Origin of the sequence: Candidatus Phaeomarinobacter ectocarpi (assembly GCF_000689395.1) — a bacterium.
Classification (GTDB): Bacteria; Pseudomonadota; Alphaproteobacteria; order CGMCC-115125; family CGMCC-115125; genus Pyruvatibacter; species Pyruvatibacter ectocarpi.
The window spans coordinates 2,786,330-2,798,798 of record NZ_HG966617.1 but is presented as its reverse complement, the minus strand read 5'-3'; the positions used below and the strand labels follow the sequence as shown (position 1 = coordinate 2,798,798).

Here is a 12,469-nt window from a genome sequence, read left to right as displayed (position 1 = left end):
CGCTAATTCTATTTCTTTTTTGACCCGGTGAGGGCGTCGAGCTGCTTTTGCATCGCGGCCATCTGCTTTTGCATTTCCGCGACGTCCTGCTCGGGCACCGTTTCTTCCTTGCCAGACGCGGCAGGCTTTTCATCTTCCGCGGCCGGTGCAAACGGGTTCAAGCTGCGCACAGCGCTTTCAAGCGCTGCCACGTTCTCGCGCACCTGTTCTTCGATGGCTGTTACACGATCCTCGCCAACGGCGCTGGCGATGCGGTTGCGCACCCGTTCCTGTTCCTTGGCAAAATTCTCAAGGCTCATTTCCAGGAAGCCGGGAACCACGCCCTGCAGGCTGTCGCCGTAATATTTGATCAGTTGGCGCATGAAGCGGATGGGAAGCAGGTTCTGCCCGCCCTTGGCTTCTTCTTCAAAAATGATCTGTGTGAGGACGGACCGGGTGATGTCATCACTGGTCTTGGCGTCAATAACGACGAAGTCCTGATTCTGCTTCACCATGTCCGCCAGGTGATCAAGCGTCACATAGCTGGACGTCGCCGTGTTGTAGAGACGGCGATTGGCGTATTTCTTGATCGTGATCGGCTCATTGCCGGAAGACCGCTTCTTAGCCACGTTGTCACGCTTCCGTCGGTTTGGTGAACGAGGTGGGCTGGCAGCGGGGCGATGATCCATCGACTCGTGATCTGCCTAACCAGAAGGCACATTCTCGCGTAGCCATGCTGCAATGCGCAAGTGCAGTTGCGAGGAACGCGACGTCAATTTGCTGCGTTTGCGAGAAGGGTTTGCATCCGGCACGGGCAATATCCCAAAAAACCGACTGAAATCTGCGGTTTTCTGCCAATCCGGCGGGCGCCACCGGTCAGATTACGAATTGGAGCTGTCTGTCGTTTCTGGTGGCATTTCGGCAGGTGCATCGGCTGCTTTTTCCGCAGCAATTTGCGCTTCGTACTCAGCATCGCGATCACGGCGTCCGATTGCCGGGTGCACCCAGCTGTCCACGGGTCCAACATCCACATGCACATAGGGGGTGCGTGTGGGGTAGTAGCCAGCGCCGCCACGGTTGAGTTCGCGGGCGGCGCGATAGACCGCGTGCGGATCACCAAATTCCTGAGTGATGTCGATGGCCATCCCAAGTCGGTGGAAAGAGCCGGGATCAACGGACGTAGACCGGGCAGCCAGCCACGCATTGGTGCGCTCGGAGCGGTAGGCCGACATTGTGTAGATGGGTTTGGACGACGACGTCAGTTGGTCAATGTCCCACAGGAGATCCATCAGGGCTGGCGACATGTCAGTCGTGGTGTTGGTGCGTAGGTCGCGCATGAACCAGGAAATGCGCTGGAAGGCACCTTTTTGATACTCGCCGTCGGCCCAGTAGGTCGTTGTGAGTTTCTCGCCTGAGTTGAGGCTCTGCATGCGCAGTGTGCGCTTGTAGGGCGCTTCTGCGCGCAGGATGGCGGGCGCTGCCACAAGCGTTGTGGTGGCGACGGCCGCAGCTGCGGAGGATTTCAGGAAGGTACGCCGTGTGGTCATGGTGCTGCTCTTCAAGAGGTGTCCGGAGGTTAGTTTGCCACAGTCGGCCGCAGGGAGTGTGATGCTTCGGCGACACTTTCAGGCGCAGTTGGCTCAGGCCCAGTTGGCTCTGGCCCAGTTGGCTCTGACCCAATAGGGCTGCCTGAGCGTCCCTGTGCTAACGGCATTGGGATGGTCGGTTCAATAGCAAGCTCTGCCTGAACCTGAGATTGACGGGCCACAGCCGCCATGTGCCGGGCATCCCCCTTGGGTACCATGTGAACGGTCGTGTAGCCGCGGCGTGCCAGTTCATCGAGGATCTGCGGCAACATGTAGGATGTGCGGTAGTGGGTATCGTGGAAGATCACCACGCCGGATCCTTTGGACGCAATCATCCGCAGGGCGCGTTTGTACAGCGTGCGCGGCGAAATGCGGCGCCAGTCATCTGTGCCGATGTCACAGGAGAAGATTGCCACATTCTTTTTGCTGAGATAGTTGCGCAGGCGCTTGGTGTGATTGAGACCGGGGAACCGGAAGAATGGTGCAACGTCAGCTGCGATACCGTTTGCATCGGTCGTGCCTGCCAGCGCAGTTTCGATGGCATTCACACCGCGATCAATCTGCCGGACGCTGTTGTAGTAGGACATCTTGGACAGGATCGGATGTGACCAGGTGTGGCTCGCAACCGTGTGGCCGCGCCGCCAGACTTCCTGCACGAGGTCCGGGCGCAGCTTGGCGTAGCGGCCGACCATGAAGAACGTTGCCTTGATGCAATGCCTGTCGAGGGCGTCCAGAATCTTTGGCGTATGATCCGGGTTCGGACCATCGTCAAATGTCAGCACGAGCTCCTTGGGTCCGACCGGGACTGTGCGGGCATATTGCATGGTGCCGATGTCGGGGCCACCGCGCGTATCCACCTCAATGGTGCGGGCGCTGCCCATGGCATTGGGGTTGTGAGGGCAGTTGATGCCTGTGGGCGCTTGCAAGGGCGCAGCCGTGGCGAGCGCCGGCAAAAAGACCGCAGCAAACGGTGCTGCAACAAGTGCAGCACGCAGCAGAAGCTTATTAAACATGAGTAAGCGCCCCCAAATCCCCACGCACACTATAGCGCATCAGGATCGAAGGTGTGAGTCGCCAAGGTTAACTGTGGCGTTGCCGGTGTGTTCAGCGGCCCTGAGGGCGCGGGGTTGGGCGCCAGTCAGCGGGAGCCATCTCGAAAGTTGCAAACTCAAAGCCCGGTGCAACCGTGCAGCCGCACAGGGTCCATTCGCCAAGGCTTTCAGCGGTTTGCCAGTGGCCGGCGGGCACAATCACCTGCGGGCGCTGGCCTGCGGTGAGTTCGGGGCCAAGGCGAAACGCTTCCGCGTCGTGACCGTCTGGCGACAGGGTCAACGCCAGCGGGCCGCCGGCGTACCAGTGCCAGACCTCGACCGCATCCAGCACGCGATGCCAGTGCGAAAGATCGCCTGCCTCGAGTAGGTAGTAGATGGCGGTGGAGTGGCCGCGGTCGCCGCCAGCGGGATCGCGAAACGTTTCCTTGAAATAGCCGCCTTCTGGATGGGGCTTGAGATCAAGGGTGGCGATAATGCTCTTGGCGTCCATGGAGGTGTGCGTCGCCCTTAGAAATTGTCTTTGAGTTCACGGGTTTTGGCGAAGACATCCACAAGGTTGGCGCCTTCCAGGCCGATGGTGCGCTGCAGGTCATCGCTGGCGGGCCGCAGGAACGGGTTGGTGGCTTTCTCAAGGCCGATGGTGGTGGGAACCGTTGGCGTGCCCTTGCGGCGCAGCTCATCAATCTCACGGGAGCGGGCCTGAAGGTCGGCATTGTCCGGTTCGACGGAGAGCGCGAACTTTGCATTGGCCTGCGTGTATTCGTGGGCGCAATAGACGATGGTCTCATCAGGAAGCGCTATCAGCTTTTGCAGGCTGGTCCACATCTGCTGAGGCGTGCCTTCAAACAGACGGCCGCAACCAAGGGCGAACAACGTGTCACCGACGAAGGCGATCTTTTCATCGGGAAAGCTAAAGGCAATGTGGCCTGCGGTGTGCCCGGGAACGCCGAGCACCTGCGCCACACCGCCGCCGAATTCGACCGTGTCCCCATCGCCTACCGCGCGATCAATGCCGGGGATCTTGTCGGCTTCGTCCTTGGGGCCAATGACCGTGCAGCCGGTGCGGGTCTTGATTTCTCGGTTGCCGCCAGCGTGGTCGAAATGGTGGTGGGTGTTGAGGATATGGGTCAGCCGCCAGCCTTTTTCGTCCAGCGCCTTGAGAATGGGTTCTACTTCCGGCGTGTCGATGGTGGCTGTTTCACCGGTTTTCTGTGAGTGCAGCAGATAGCCGTAATTGTCACTGAGGCAGGGGATCTGGTGGACGATGAGATCGGACATCTGACGCTCCGTCGTATGCTGGGGTCGGGGTGCGGGGACCGGGTAATTGGGGCTTAGACTGCACACTAGGACGCGTGGTCACGCGGTTCAATTGGCGCTGAAGCCGATCTGTGCAAATCCCGCTGCGATGATGAGGCACAGGGGCGAGTAATACAGTCGGTTGAGGCGATGGAAGGGCGTGTCGCGGGCATAGGCCATGGCCACGGGGATGTATCCCGCGACGCCGCGCAGTGCAAAGACCGATGCGGCACCCCAAAAAGCCACATCAATGGCGATGGGCGGCACTGAGGCATTTGAGATACCTCCAGCCTTTATAGCGACCAGGCAGGCGGCTATGACAAGTGCTGCCGATACCCCAAAGCAGGCCAGGGGTGTAGGCGGCTGCATGTCTTTGGTGCGCCCCACCACATGTTCCACAAAGCTTGTGTCGTCGGTACCGGGCCACCGGCCACCCAGCCCCCAATAGGCGTGGATGAGGCCAATCAGGATGAGCAGCGACATGAGCGGGTATGCAATCATCATTCAGTTAGCGTCCAACAGGTGACGACGGACCGCGACCCGGCAAATTGCCACACACAATTTACAGGTATTGCAGGATTGGGTGCGCAGGCCGGTTGATCATCAAAGACCCCGTAACATCTTGCTGCTAGCATGGGCTCATGCATCTGGATGTCGTTGATTTGCGAGACTTTTACGGGCGGCCGCTTGGGCGTGTTGCGCGGCGGCTTGTGGGTCGGGCCGTGCGGGCGTGCTGGCCCAATGTCGCCGGCATGAGCGTTGTTGGTCTGGGCTATGCGACGCCCTTTCTGGGCATGTTCCGTGATGAGGCAACACGCGTGGCGGCCTTGATGCCTGCGCAGCAGGGTGTCCTGCACTGGCCGAGGGATGGGAAATTCCTGACGGGGCTGGTGGACGAAGTCTGCCTGCCGCTATCGGATTCCTCCGTAGACCGGTTGTTGCTGGTGCATCATCTGGAAGGGGCGGACCAGCTGCGGCCTGCGTTGCGCGAAGCGTGGCGCGTGCTTGCCCCGGGTGGGCGGATCCTGATTGTCGCGCCGAACCGACGGGGCATGTGGGCACGCGGGGAGGGGTCACCCTTTGGGAGCGGCCAGCCATTCTCGCGCGGGCAGCTTGTGTCGCTGTTGCGCAATGCCATGTTCACGCCGGTTGAATGGTCGTCGGCGCTTTACATGCCGCCTGTCGGCTGGCGGATGTTTTTGCGGTCAGCGATTGCGTGGGAGCGATTGGGGGCGACGCTGTGGCCTCGTTTTTCCGGTGTGATTCTGGTGGAAGCCACCAAGCAGATCTATGCCCCAACGGGCCATCGCGAACGGGCCCGCCGCCGCCTACCTTTGGTGGCGCCGGTGCGCGCGCCGGCACCTGCCCGCGATCTATGGATGGATGCTGCGGATGACGAGTGATCGGGTGCTTGCCCGGTTTCGCGCCCGCGCTTAGGCTATTGGCTGAAAAAGAATGCCGGGCATGTCACTGCAAACATGGAGCCGGTCAGGAAACAGCCTTTAGGGGAGCACACAGCCATGCGCATGGTCACAGCAATTATCAAACCATCACGGATCGACGAAGTTCTGACGGCCATGTCCGGCATTGGCATTCAGGGTCTGACCGTCACAGAGGTGAAGGGCTATGGCCGCCAGAAAGGCCAGACCGAGATTTACCGTGGCGCTGAATATGTGGTGCAGCTCGTGCCGAAGGTACGTGTCGATGTGGCGTGCGACGATGCCATGGCAGACAAGGTAGCAGACGCCATTGCCGGTGCGGCCAAGACAGGCAAGATCGGTGACGGCAAGATCTTCATCAGCGATCTCCAGGCCGCCATGCGTATTCGCACCGGTGAAACCGGCGCGGAAGCCATCGCAGGCTAACACCGCCTGCCGGTAAACGGGTCGGGTCGCCTTGCGAGGGCTCGAGCACTCCTGTGGGTCGACAAGGTCTGTGCACACCCAACCGCCATCCCACGGCTTGACCGGGGGATCCAATCGCTGACCCCGCACCAGTGGCGTGGATTGTCCGGTCAAGCCGGACAATGGCGCAAGAGGGGATTGGGCTTCGCCCTCTTTTCCGTATCCCTCCGGCTTGACCGGAGGGTCCACTCTCTCTCCTGCTTGCTTTAGTGCCCGTCGGGCACCCTTGGCATGAGCCGTCAGCACCCTGCCCAATCGCTTTTGCGAGTAGGCCCCGGATCAAGTCCGGGGACACGGGGTGGGTGTCGTGTGTTTACTGGCAATCCAGCACGAAAATGGCCTGTTCGGCGGTGAGGTTTGCCCACCAGCCGGGCGGGCCTTTTTGTGTCCGGACGGCGCCAGAGCCTCCGAACATGCTGCCTAGGGTAATGGTGCGCTCAACGTCCGCGCCCAGCAGATCACACAGGGCTGTAAAATCTGTGAGGGTACACAGATGAATATTCGGCGTTTCCCACCACTCATATCCCAGCGACGACGTGACCGGCATGCGGCCGCGCAGGGCGACATGGGTTCGGACTTTCCAGTGACCGAAATTGGGGAATGACACGATCACCCGGCGGCCAATGCGCATCATCTGCGTCATCACTTCGCGCGGGTTCTGGGTAGCCTGAATGGTTTGCGACAGGATCACGAAATCAAAGGCGCGGTCGGGATAGTCCGCAAGGTCGGTGTCGGCGTCGCCTTGGATGACAGAAAGACCACGCGACACACACGCATTCACGCCGGTCTGTGACAGCTCGATGCCACGGCCATCAACGCCGCGCTCATCGCGCATGATCTCCAGCAATTGCCCGTCGCCACAGCCAATGTCGAGCACGCGGGCGCCATGGCTCACAAGCTCGGCGATGCGGGCAAGGTCGGCGCGGGTGGCGCGGGGTGGGGCGGGCATTGCAGCAGCCATGTGTGCGTCCTCCCCTACAATCCACGCGCGCGGGCAGACGCGCCGATGAAACCTGAAATCGTTGCAAACAGCTCCGGCTCATCCAGCAGGAATGCGTCGTGGCCCTTGTCGCTCTCGATCTCGACGAAACTCACATTGGCGGCAACGGCGTTGAGCGCGTGCACGATCTGGCGGCTCTCAGACGTTGGGTACAGCCAGTCGCTGGTGAATGACGCCACGCAGAAACGCGTTGTCGTGCCACGGAAGGCATCGGCCAGCGTGCCACTTTCAAGCCCGTGGCGGCGGGCGTGGTCGGCGGCGAGATCGAAATAGTCCATGGCGCGGGTAATGAAGAGATAGGCGTTCGCGTCAAAGCGATCCACGAAGGTGAAGCCCTGGTGGCGCAGATAGCTCTCAATCTGGAAGTCGGCTTCAAACCCGTAGGTGACGCTTTCGCGGTCCTGCAGGTTGCGGCCGAACTTTCTGTGCAGCGCTGCTTCCGACAGATAGGTGATGTGTGCAGCCATGCGGGCAACCGCCAGCCCCTTTGAGGGGTAGCTGTCCTCGGCGTTGTAGTTGCCGCTCTGCCAGTTGGGGTCAGCCATGATGGCTTGGCGACCCACTTCGTGGAACGCGATGTTCTGAGCTGAATGCCGCGCTGCGGTGGCAATGGGAATGGCGCTGAAGACCCGCTCGGGGAAAGACGCACACCACTCAAGCACCTGCATGCCGCCCATGGAGCCGCCGGCGACGCAGAACAGTTGCTCGATTCCCAGCGCTTCAACCAGCATGGCCTGCGCCCGCACCATGTCGCCGATGGTGATGACCGGGAAGTTGAGGCCATAGGGCTCGTCGGTTGCCGGGTTGATGGCAGTTGGACCGGTCGTGCCCAGGCAGCCGCCGATCACGTTCTGGCAGATGACAAAGTACTTGTCCGTATCAATCGGACGGCCCGGCCCCACCATATGGTTCCACCAGCCGGCCTTGCCTGTGGCCGGGTGGGCATTGGCGGCATGCTGGTCGCCGGTCAGCGCGTGGGTAATGAGAACCGCGTTTGATTTGTCGGCGTTCAGTTCGCCATAGGTCTGGTAGGCGATCTCGAACGGCGTCAGATCGACGCCACCGTCCAGCCTGAGCGGCTGGTCGGGTCCAAAGACATGGACATGGCTTTGGGCGCCGGATGCGGCCCCTTCAGCGTCAAAACTGGTCTCAACGTTCGTCATGGTCGCCATGTAATAGCGGCAAGCAGCCGTTTCAGCACCCCTTGGGTGTGCAAAGCCGGGCTGCATTACAAAATGCGGGCAGGTAGCTAGGAAAGCCGGGCGGGGTCTGTCAATGGGCGGCAGATGCGGGCGGTAAACAGATTAATTCCCGGACAGGAGGGATGAAGGGCGGTTTTTTTTGATTTTCGACCCGGCACGCCCTATTGATACGCGCTTCCCGCCCTGGCCAAGAGTTGAAATCACCCGATGTCCGCGTCGACAAAAACCCCGCCTGCTGAAGCGGCCGAGACTGGCTCTGAGACCGACAAGGTCACGGACCTGGCTGCTGCGCGCGTGGAAATTGACCGGATTGACGATGAAATCCACGATTTGCTGATGGCGCGGGCGGAAGTCGTGGGTCAGGTGGCTGCCGCCAAGGGCCCAGCGCTTCTGTCTGCCAGCCCGATCCGCATCGAGCGTGAGGCCCAGATGCTGCGGCGTCTCGTGGCCCGCCACAAAGGTCCCTTGCCTTTTATGTCCGTTGCCGACCTCTGGCATGAGCTGATTGCGGCGATGACGGCCATTCAGGCACCTTTTGCCGCGACGATTGCCGGCGGTGACGGTGCGGTGCAGCGGTTTGACCTCGCCCGTCAGCAATTTGGGTCGAGCATTCCCGTGACAGTGGCCGAGGATGCCCGCAACGCGGTGCGCCAGGTCGCTGACGGGTCGGCCGGTGTCGCGGTGCTGCCGGCGCCTGAAAATGGTCAGCGTGGGGCAAAGCCCGGGGATGCGCCCTGGTGGACATTGCTCAATCGTGCTGAAGGATCGCCCAGCATTGTGGCGGCGCTGCCTTTTGTTGTGGCTGCTGAAGGTGATGCCCCGGTGCGGCGGCGGTATCTGGCCGGTGATGGTCCACGTGCGGTTGTGGTGGCGAAAGCACCGCGCAATCCGTCCGGCGACGACATCACTTTGGTTGTTTCCACGTCTTCGGGTTTTGTCAGCCCCGACATTTGCGGAGCCGCTTTTGAAAAAGCCGGATTGTCCGCATGGCGTCTTGCCTTTGCTGATGACCCCCATGCGGGTCCTGAAACGGACAAGGGCGCCGGTGCGCCCCAGCTTCATCTGATCGCCATTGATGGTCACATTGAAGGTGACGATGAACGGCTTAGCCTCATGGATACACGCCATGGCGGCCCGTTCGGAGAGACCTATCCGGTTGGCGGTTATCCGGTGCCAATCGGCCTCTGAGCCAGACTGGTGAAAAGGGGACGGCACTTCGGGCGGGCGACACTTTGAAGCCGGGCAGATGAGAAGACATTTTTTCAAGGAACAACGCGATGGGTGAGATTACACCGCGCGACGGTATTGAGGGGATCACCCCTTACAAGGCAGGCGAAGCAAAAATCGCCGGGCGCGATACCGCGATCAAACTTTCTGCAAACGAAACACCGCTGGGGCCAAGCCCCGAGGCGCGCAAGGCGTATCTTGACGCTGCGCAGTCGATGGAGATTTACCCCGACGGTGGGTATGGCGGGCTTCGTGGTGCCATTGCCAAGCGCTATGGGCTGGATGCCTCGCGCATTGTGTGTGGCAACGGGTCGGACGAGCTGTTTCACCTGCTGGCGCAGGCCTTTCTGGGCAAGGGCGATGAAGCCATTCACACGGAGCACGGCTTTGCGGTCTATCGCATTGCGACGCAGGCCGCCGGTGGTGTGCCTGTGGAAGTGACCGAAAGCGGACTGACGACAGATGTGGACGCCATTCTCGGAGCTGTGACCGACCGCACGCGCATGGTGTTTGTGGCCAATCCCAACAACCCAACGGGCACATACATTCCCATCGACGAAGTCAAGCGCTTGCAGGCTGGATTGCCGGGCAACGTGTTGCTGATCATGGATGCTGCGTATGCGGAATATGTGCAGCGCAATGACTATGAGGCAGGTCTTGAGCTCGTGGCGACATCGCCCAACGTGGTGATGACGCGGACGTTCTCAAAGGTGCACGGGCTTGCGGCCTTGCGTGTGGGGTGGCTCTACGGGCCTGAAACGGTTGTGGATGCCATGAACCGGGTGCGCGGACCGTTCAATGTGAGCGCGCCGGCACAGGCGGCGGCGATGGCAGCGATTGAAGACACGGGCCACGTGGCCAAGTCGGTGGCGCACAATCAGGAGTGGCTTGAGAAACTGACCACTCAGTTCACATCGATTGGCATTGAAGTTGTTCCGGCGGTGGCGAATTTTCTGCTGCTGCGGTTTTCCGGCGAAAACGGAAAGACGGCGGACGCGGCAGATGCGTTTCTGCGCGAGCGCGGTCTGATCCTGCGGGGGACGGCTTCTTACAAGCTGCCGGACTGTCTGCGGATGACCATTGGTCTGGCGGAGCAGAACGAACTGGTTGTGGCGGCGCTCACCGACTTTATGGCCGGGAGTGCATCCCCATGAGTGAACCGCTGTTTGAGCGTGTCGCCATTCTCGGGCTTGGGCTGCTTGGGGCATCCCTTGCCCATGCGGTGCGCCGTGGCGGCCTTGCCACACACATTGCGGGCTTTGCGCGCTCGCCGAAGACGCGGGCCAGGGCGCGCGAGCTTGGGTTCTGCGACGAGGTTTGCGAGATCGCGGAGGATGCAGCCAGGGGCGCTGACCTGATTGTGCTGGCAGCTCCCGTCGGGGCGTTTGCTGCTCTGGCTGAAACCATTGCGCCGGTGCTGTCACAAGGTGCCATCGTGACGGATGTGGGGTCGGTCAAGTCAGCGGTGGTGCGGGATGTCAGTCCGCATATTCCGGATGGGGTTCACTTTGTGCCCGGCCACCCGATTGCGGGCACGGAACAGTCCGGGCCTGATGCAGGCTTTGCCGAACTGTTTGACGGGCGCTGGTGCATTCTGACGCCGATTGGGGCGGCGGAAGATGATGTGGCCCATGTGGCGGACCGTGCAGAGGTTGAAAAGCTGGCGCAGTTCTGGCGCGGCTGCGGCAGCGACGTGGATTTCATGGACCCGCACCATCATGATCTGGTGCTGGCCATTACCAGTCACCTGCCGCATCTGATCGCTTACAACATTGTGGGCACAGCGGCAGACCTTGAGACGGTGACCCAGTCTGATGTCATCAAGTATTCCGCCGGCGGTTTTCGTGACTTCACACGTATTGCAGCGTCAGATCCGACCATGTGGCGCGATATCTTTTTGAACAATCGCGAAGCGGTGCTGGAGATGCTGGGGCGCTTTGCGGAAGACCTGTCTGCCCTGCAGCGGGCGATCCGCTGGGGCGATGGGGACACGCTGTTTACTCTGTTCTCCCACACGCGCGATATTCGCCGTAGCATCATTGATGCGGGACAGGACTCAGCTGTGCCTGATTTTGGGCGTCACGCAAAACCGGGCGACGACGAGCAGTAGGTCTTGCGGTTGTCTTGTGGCGGTTCAGAGATTGAGCGGCACCGGACCCAGATAGACTTCGCTGTCGCGGATGATGATCGGGAGGCGGATGCTCCCCGGCTCCGCGCCTGATGTCAGGGACAGGATGGCGAGCGCTGATTTCAGCGTGCCTTCAAGATTGCGGGCCACAAGGTCCTGGGCGATCAATCCATCAACGATGGTGTCATGGCCTTTGAGGGTTGTATCGAAACGGCCATTGCTTGTGCCGTCCGGGGCGATGTCCAGTTTGCCTGACCCGGTTGCTCCGGTTTCGCCCCAGGTGACAGTGCCCTGTGAGACCTGGATTTCGCTGCCTTCAAGCTGCAGCAACGCGATATCCTGAAACACGTTGTCGCCTGCATTGGCGGTTACACGCGACTGAATGCCGACATGGTTGATGAGCGGGCCGAGAACGTCTGTGATGCCGGGTGCCACTGTCTTTCCCATGGCGATATCAGCGCCGCGCAGGGCGATGTCGACGGCGCCTGGTACATCATCGGCCTTGCGGGCGTGGAGCTGGAGACGCTCGGCACCGACGGTTGCGGGCATATCAAGGCGGGTGGCCACGACTGATTGCAGATCGATGGCCAGACGCGCCGGAGCGCCACTCTCCATGACGTAGCTTGCGTCCGTGCCGTCAGCGGTCACTTCCCAGTTTTGTTGTGCTTCGTCTGCACCGTAGGTCACCTGCATGGGGCTTTTAGCGGACGCAATGATGTGGTTGAGGCGATAGGGCAGGGCGTGGGCGTGGAACTCTGGAGTGGTCCAGCTCCACGGCACATCTGCATTGGCAGCGTCATAGCGCAGATTGTCGAGTTCCAGGCGCAGGCGCAGGGGCCAGCCGCGGGCGCGCATGTCGTCCCAGGTGACTGTGATGCCGTTGCGCGATTGGGCGGCGGCCCAGTTTTCCACTTCGACCTTCATGCGGTCCGCCAGGGTGCTCCAGTAGATCCAGTACAGGCCCATGAGCAGGAGCAGGCCGAGAAGCGGGTAGGAGATTTTAGGGATGCGGTTGAGCATGGGGCCAGACTTGCGATATTGCGGGGGTGTGCAGACGAGTGTCGGCTGCATCACGTGCGAACGATAGTGCATTTA

14 protein-coding genes are annotated in these 12,469 nt (G+C 61.0%); 5 read left to right on the top strand and 9 right to left on the bottom strand.

The features are described from left to right. Positions 1-8 precede the first annotated feature (8 nt). The 6 genes from phaR to BN1012_RS13350 form a co-directional block, all read right to left on the bottom strand. On the bottom strand, positions 9-608 hold the full coding sequence (gene phaR / locus BN1012_RS13375; protein WP_043951103.1) for a polyhydroxyalkanoate synthesis repressor PhaR: 600 nt from the start codon (positions 606-608) through the stop codon (positions 9-11). Positions 609-860: 252 nt separating this feature from the next. Next, positions 861-1,526, bottom strand: a complete 666-nt coding sequence (locus tag BN1012_RS13370) for a peptidoglycan L,D-endopeptidase MepK (protein ID WP_052535331.1) — start codon at positions 1,524-1,526, stop codon at positions 861-863. A gap of 29 nt (positions 1,527-1,555) precedes the next feature. Next, positions 1,556-2,578: a polysaccharide deacetylase family protein gene (locus BN1012_RS13365; protein ID WP_052535329.1), complete on the bottom strand. Its 1,023-nt coding sequence runs from the start codon at positions 2,576-2,578 to the stop codon at positions 1,556-1,558. A gap of 91 nt (positions 2,579-2,669) precedes the next feature. Beyond that, a complete protein-coding gene (locus BN1012_RS13360) occupies positions 2,670-3,107 on the bottom strand; it encodes a cupin domain-containing protein (protein WP_043949978.1) in 438 nt (145 codons plus the stop codon). Positions 3,108-3,124: 17 nt separating this feature from the next. Beyond that, positions 3,125-3,895: a hydroxyacylglutathione hydrolase gene (gene gloB / locus BN1012_RS13355; protein WP_043949977.1), complete on the bottom strand. Its 771-nt coding sequence runs from the start codon at positions 3,893-3,895 to the stop codon at positions 3,125-3,127. An 87-nt stretch (positions 3,896-3,982) separates the two neighbouring features. After that, entirely contained in the window at positions 3,983-4,417 is a 435-nt protein-coding gene (locus BN1012_RS13350; RefSeq protein ID WP_043949976.1) for a DUF3995 domain-containing protein, read from the bottom strand. Positions 4,418-4,554: 137 nt separating this feature from the next. Here BN1012_RS13350 and BN1012_RS13345 point away from each other — a divergent pair, with 137 nt between their 5' ends. Further along, on the top strand, positions 4,555-5,316 hold the full coding sequence (locus BN1012_RS13345) for a methyltransferase domain-containing protein (RefSeq protein WP_043949975.1): 762 nt from the start codon (positions 4,555-4,557) through the stop codon (positions 5,314-5,316). Positions 5,317-5,433: 117 nt separating this feature from the next. Continuing rightward, positions 5,434-5,778 (top strand): P-II family nitrogen regulator, encoded by a 345-nt coding sequence (locus BN1012_RS13340; RefSeq protein WP_043949974.1) that lies wholly within the window; start codon positions 5,434-5,436, stop codon positions 5,776-5,778. Positions 5,779-6,130: 352 nt separating this feature from the next. On the opposite strand, the gene metW is transcribed toward BN1012_RS13340, so the two are convergent. Beyond that, complete coding sequence (gene metW, locus BN1012_RS13335) at positions 6,131-6,778, bottom strand: methionine biosynthesis protein MetW (protein WP_043949973.1); 648 nt, start codon at positions 6,776-6,778, stop codon at positions 6,131-6,133. A 14-nt stretch (positions 6,779-6,792) separates the two neighbouring features. Further along, on the bottom strand, positions 6,793-7,980 hold the full coding sequence (metX, locus tag BN1012_RS13330) for a homoserine O-acetyltransferase MetX (protein ID WP_420887265.1): 1,188 nt from the start codon (positions 7,978-7,980) through the stop codon (positions 6,793-6,795). A 246-nt stretch (positions 7,981-8,226) separates the two neighbouring features. On the opposite strand from metX, the gene BN1012_RS17065 reads away from it, so the two are divergent. From BN1012_RS17065 to BN1012_RS13315, 3 genes are all read left to right on the top strand, one after another. After that, the gene (locus tag BN1012_RS17065; RefSeq protein WP_052535325.1) at positions 8,227-9,207 is read left to right on the top strand and encodes a chorismate mutase; all 981 of its coding nucleotides are present in this window, start codon (positions 8,227-8,229) and stop codon (positions 9,205-9,207) included. 89 nt (positions 9,208-9,296) lie between these two features. Next, positions 9,297-10,400, top strand: a complete 1,104-nt coding sequence (hisC, locus tag BN1012_RS13320) for a histidinol-phosphate transaminase (RefSeq protein ID WP_043949972.1) — start codon at positions 9,297-9,299, stop codon at positions 10,398-10,400. Continuing rightward, entirely contained in the window at positions 10,397-11,356 is a 960-nt protein-coding gene (locus BN1012_RS13315) for a prephenate/arogenate dehydrogenase family protein (RefSeq protein ID WP_043949971.1), read from the top strand. Before hisC ends, BN1012_RS13315 begins: the two co-directional genes overlap by 4 nt. A 24-nt stretch (positions 11,357-11,380) precedes the next feature. On the opposite strand, the gene BN1012_RS13310 is transcribed toward BN1012_RS13315, so the two are convergent. Continuing rightward, a complete protein-coding gene (locus tag BN1012_RS13310) occupies positions 11,381-12,466 on the bottom strand; it encodes a DUF2125 domain-containing protein (RefSeq protein WP_043949970.1) in 1,086 nt (361 codons plus the stop codon). Between the last annotated feature and the right edge of the window lie 3 nt (positions 12,467-12,469).

What these genes read in the sequence shown, in the direction of transcription:
- BN1012_RS13365 (WP_052535329.1), bottom strand. Translation starts at nt 2,578, where the DNA reads ATGTTTAATAAGCTTCTGCTGCGTGCTGCACTTGTTGCAGCACCGTTT.
- metX (WP_420887265.1), bottom strand. Translation starts at nt 7,980, where the DNA reads ATGACGAACGTTGAGACCAGTTTTGACGCTGAAGGGGCCGCATCCGGC.
- BN1012_RS13340 (WP_043949974.1), top strand. Translation starts at nt 5,434, where the DNA reads ATGCGCATGGTCACAGCAATTATCAAACCATCACGGATCGACGAAGTT.
- BN1012_RS13345 (WP_043949975.1), top strand. Translation starts at nt 4,555, where the DNA reads ATGCATCTGGATGTCGTTGATTTGCGAGACTTTTACGGGCGGCCGCTT.
- BN1012_RS13315 (WP_043949971.1), top strand. Translation starts at nt 10,397, where the DNA reads ATGAGTGAACCGCTGTTTGAGCGTGTCGCCATTCTCGGGCTTGGGCTG.
- gloB (WP_043949977.1), bottom strand. Translation starts at nt 3,895, where the DNA reads ATGTCCGATCTCATCGTCCACCAGATCCCCTGCCTCAGTGACAATTAC.
- BN1012_RS13350 (WP_043949976.1), bottom strand. Translation starts at nt 4,417, where the DNA reads ATGATGATTGCATACCCGCTCATGTCGCTGCTCATCCTGATTGGCCTC.
- BN1012_RS17065 (WP_052535325.1), top strand. Translation starts at nt 8,227, where the DNA reads ATGTCCGCGTCGACAAAAACCCCGCCTGCTGAAGCGGCCGAGACTGGC.
- BN1012_RS13360 (WP_043949978.1), bottom strand. Translation starts at nt 3,107, where the DNA reads ATGGACGCCAAGAGCATTATCGCCACCCTTGATCTCAAGCCCCATCCA.
- BN1012_RS13310 (WP_043949970.1), bottom strand. Translation starts at nt 12,466, where the DNA reads ATGCACTATCGTTCGCACGTGATGCAGCCGACACTCGTCTGCACACCC.
- hisC (WP_043949972.1), top strand. Translation starts at nt 9,297, where the DNA reads ATGGGTGAGATTACACCGCGCGACGGTATTGAGGGGATCACCCCTTAC.
- metW (WP_043949973.1), bottom strand. Translation starts at nt 6,778, where the DNA reads ATGGCTGCTGCAATGCCCGCCCCACCCCGCGCCACCCGCGCCGACCTT.
- BN1012_RS13370 (WP_052535331.1), bottom strand. Translation starts at nt 1,526, where the DNA reads ATGACCACACGGCGTACCTTCCTGAAATCCTCCGCAGCTGCGGCCGTC.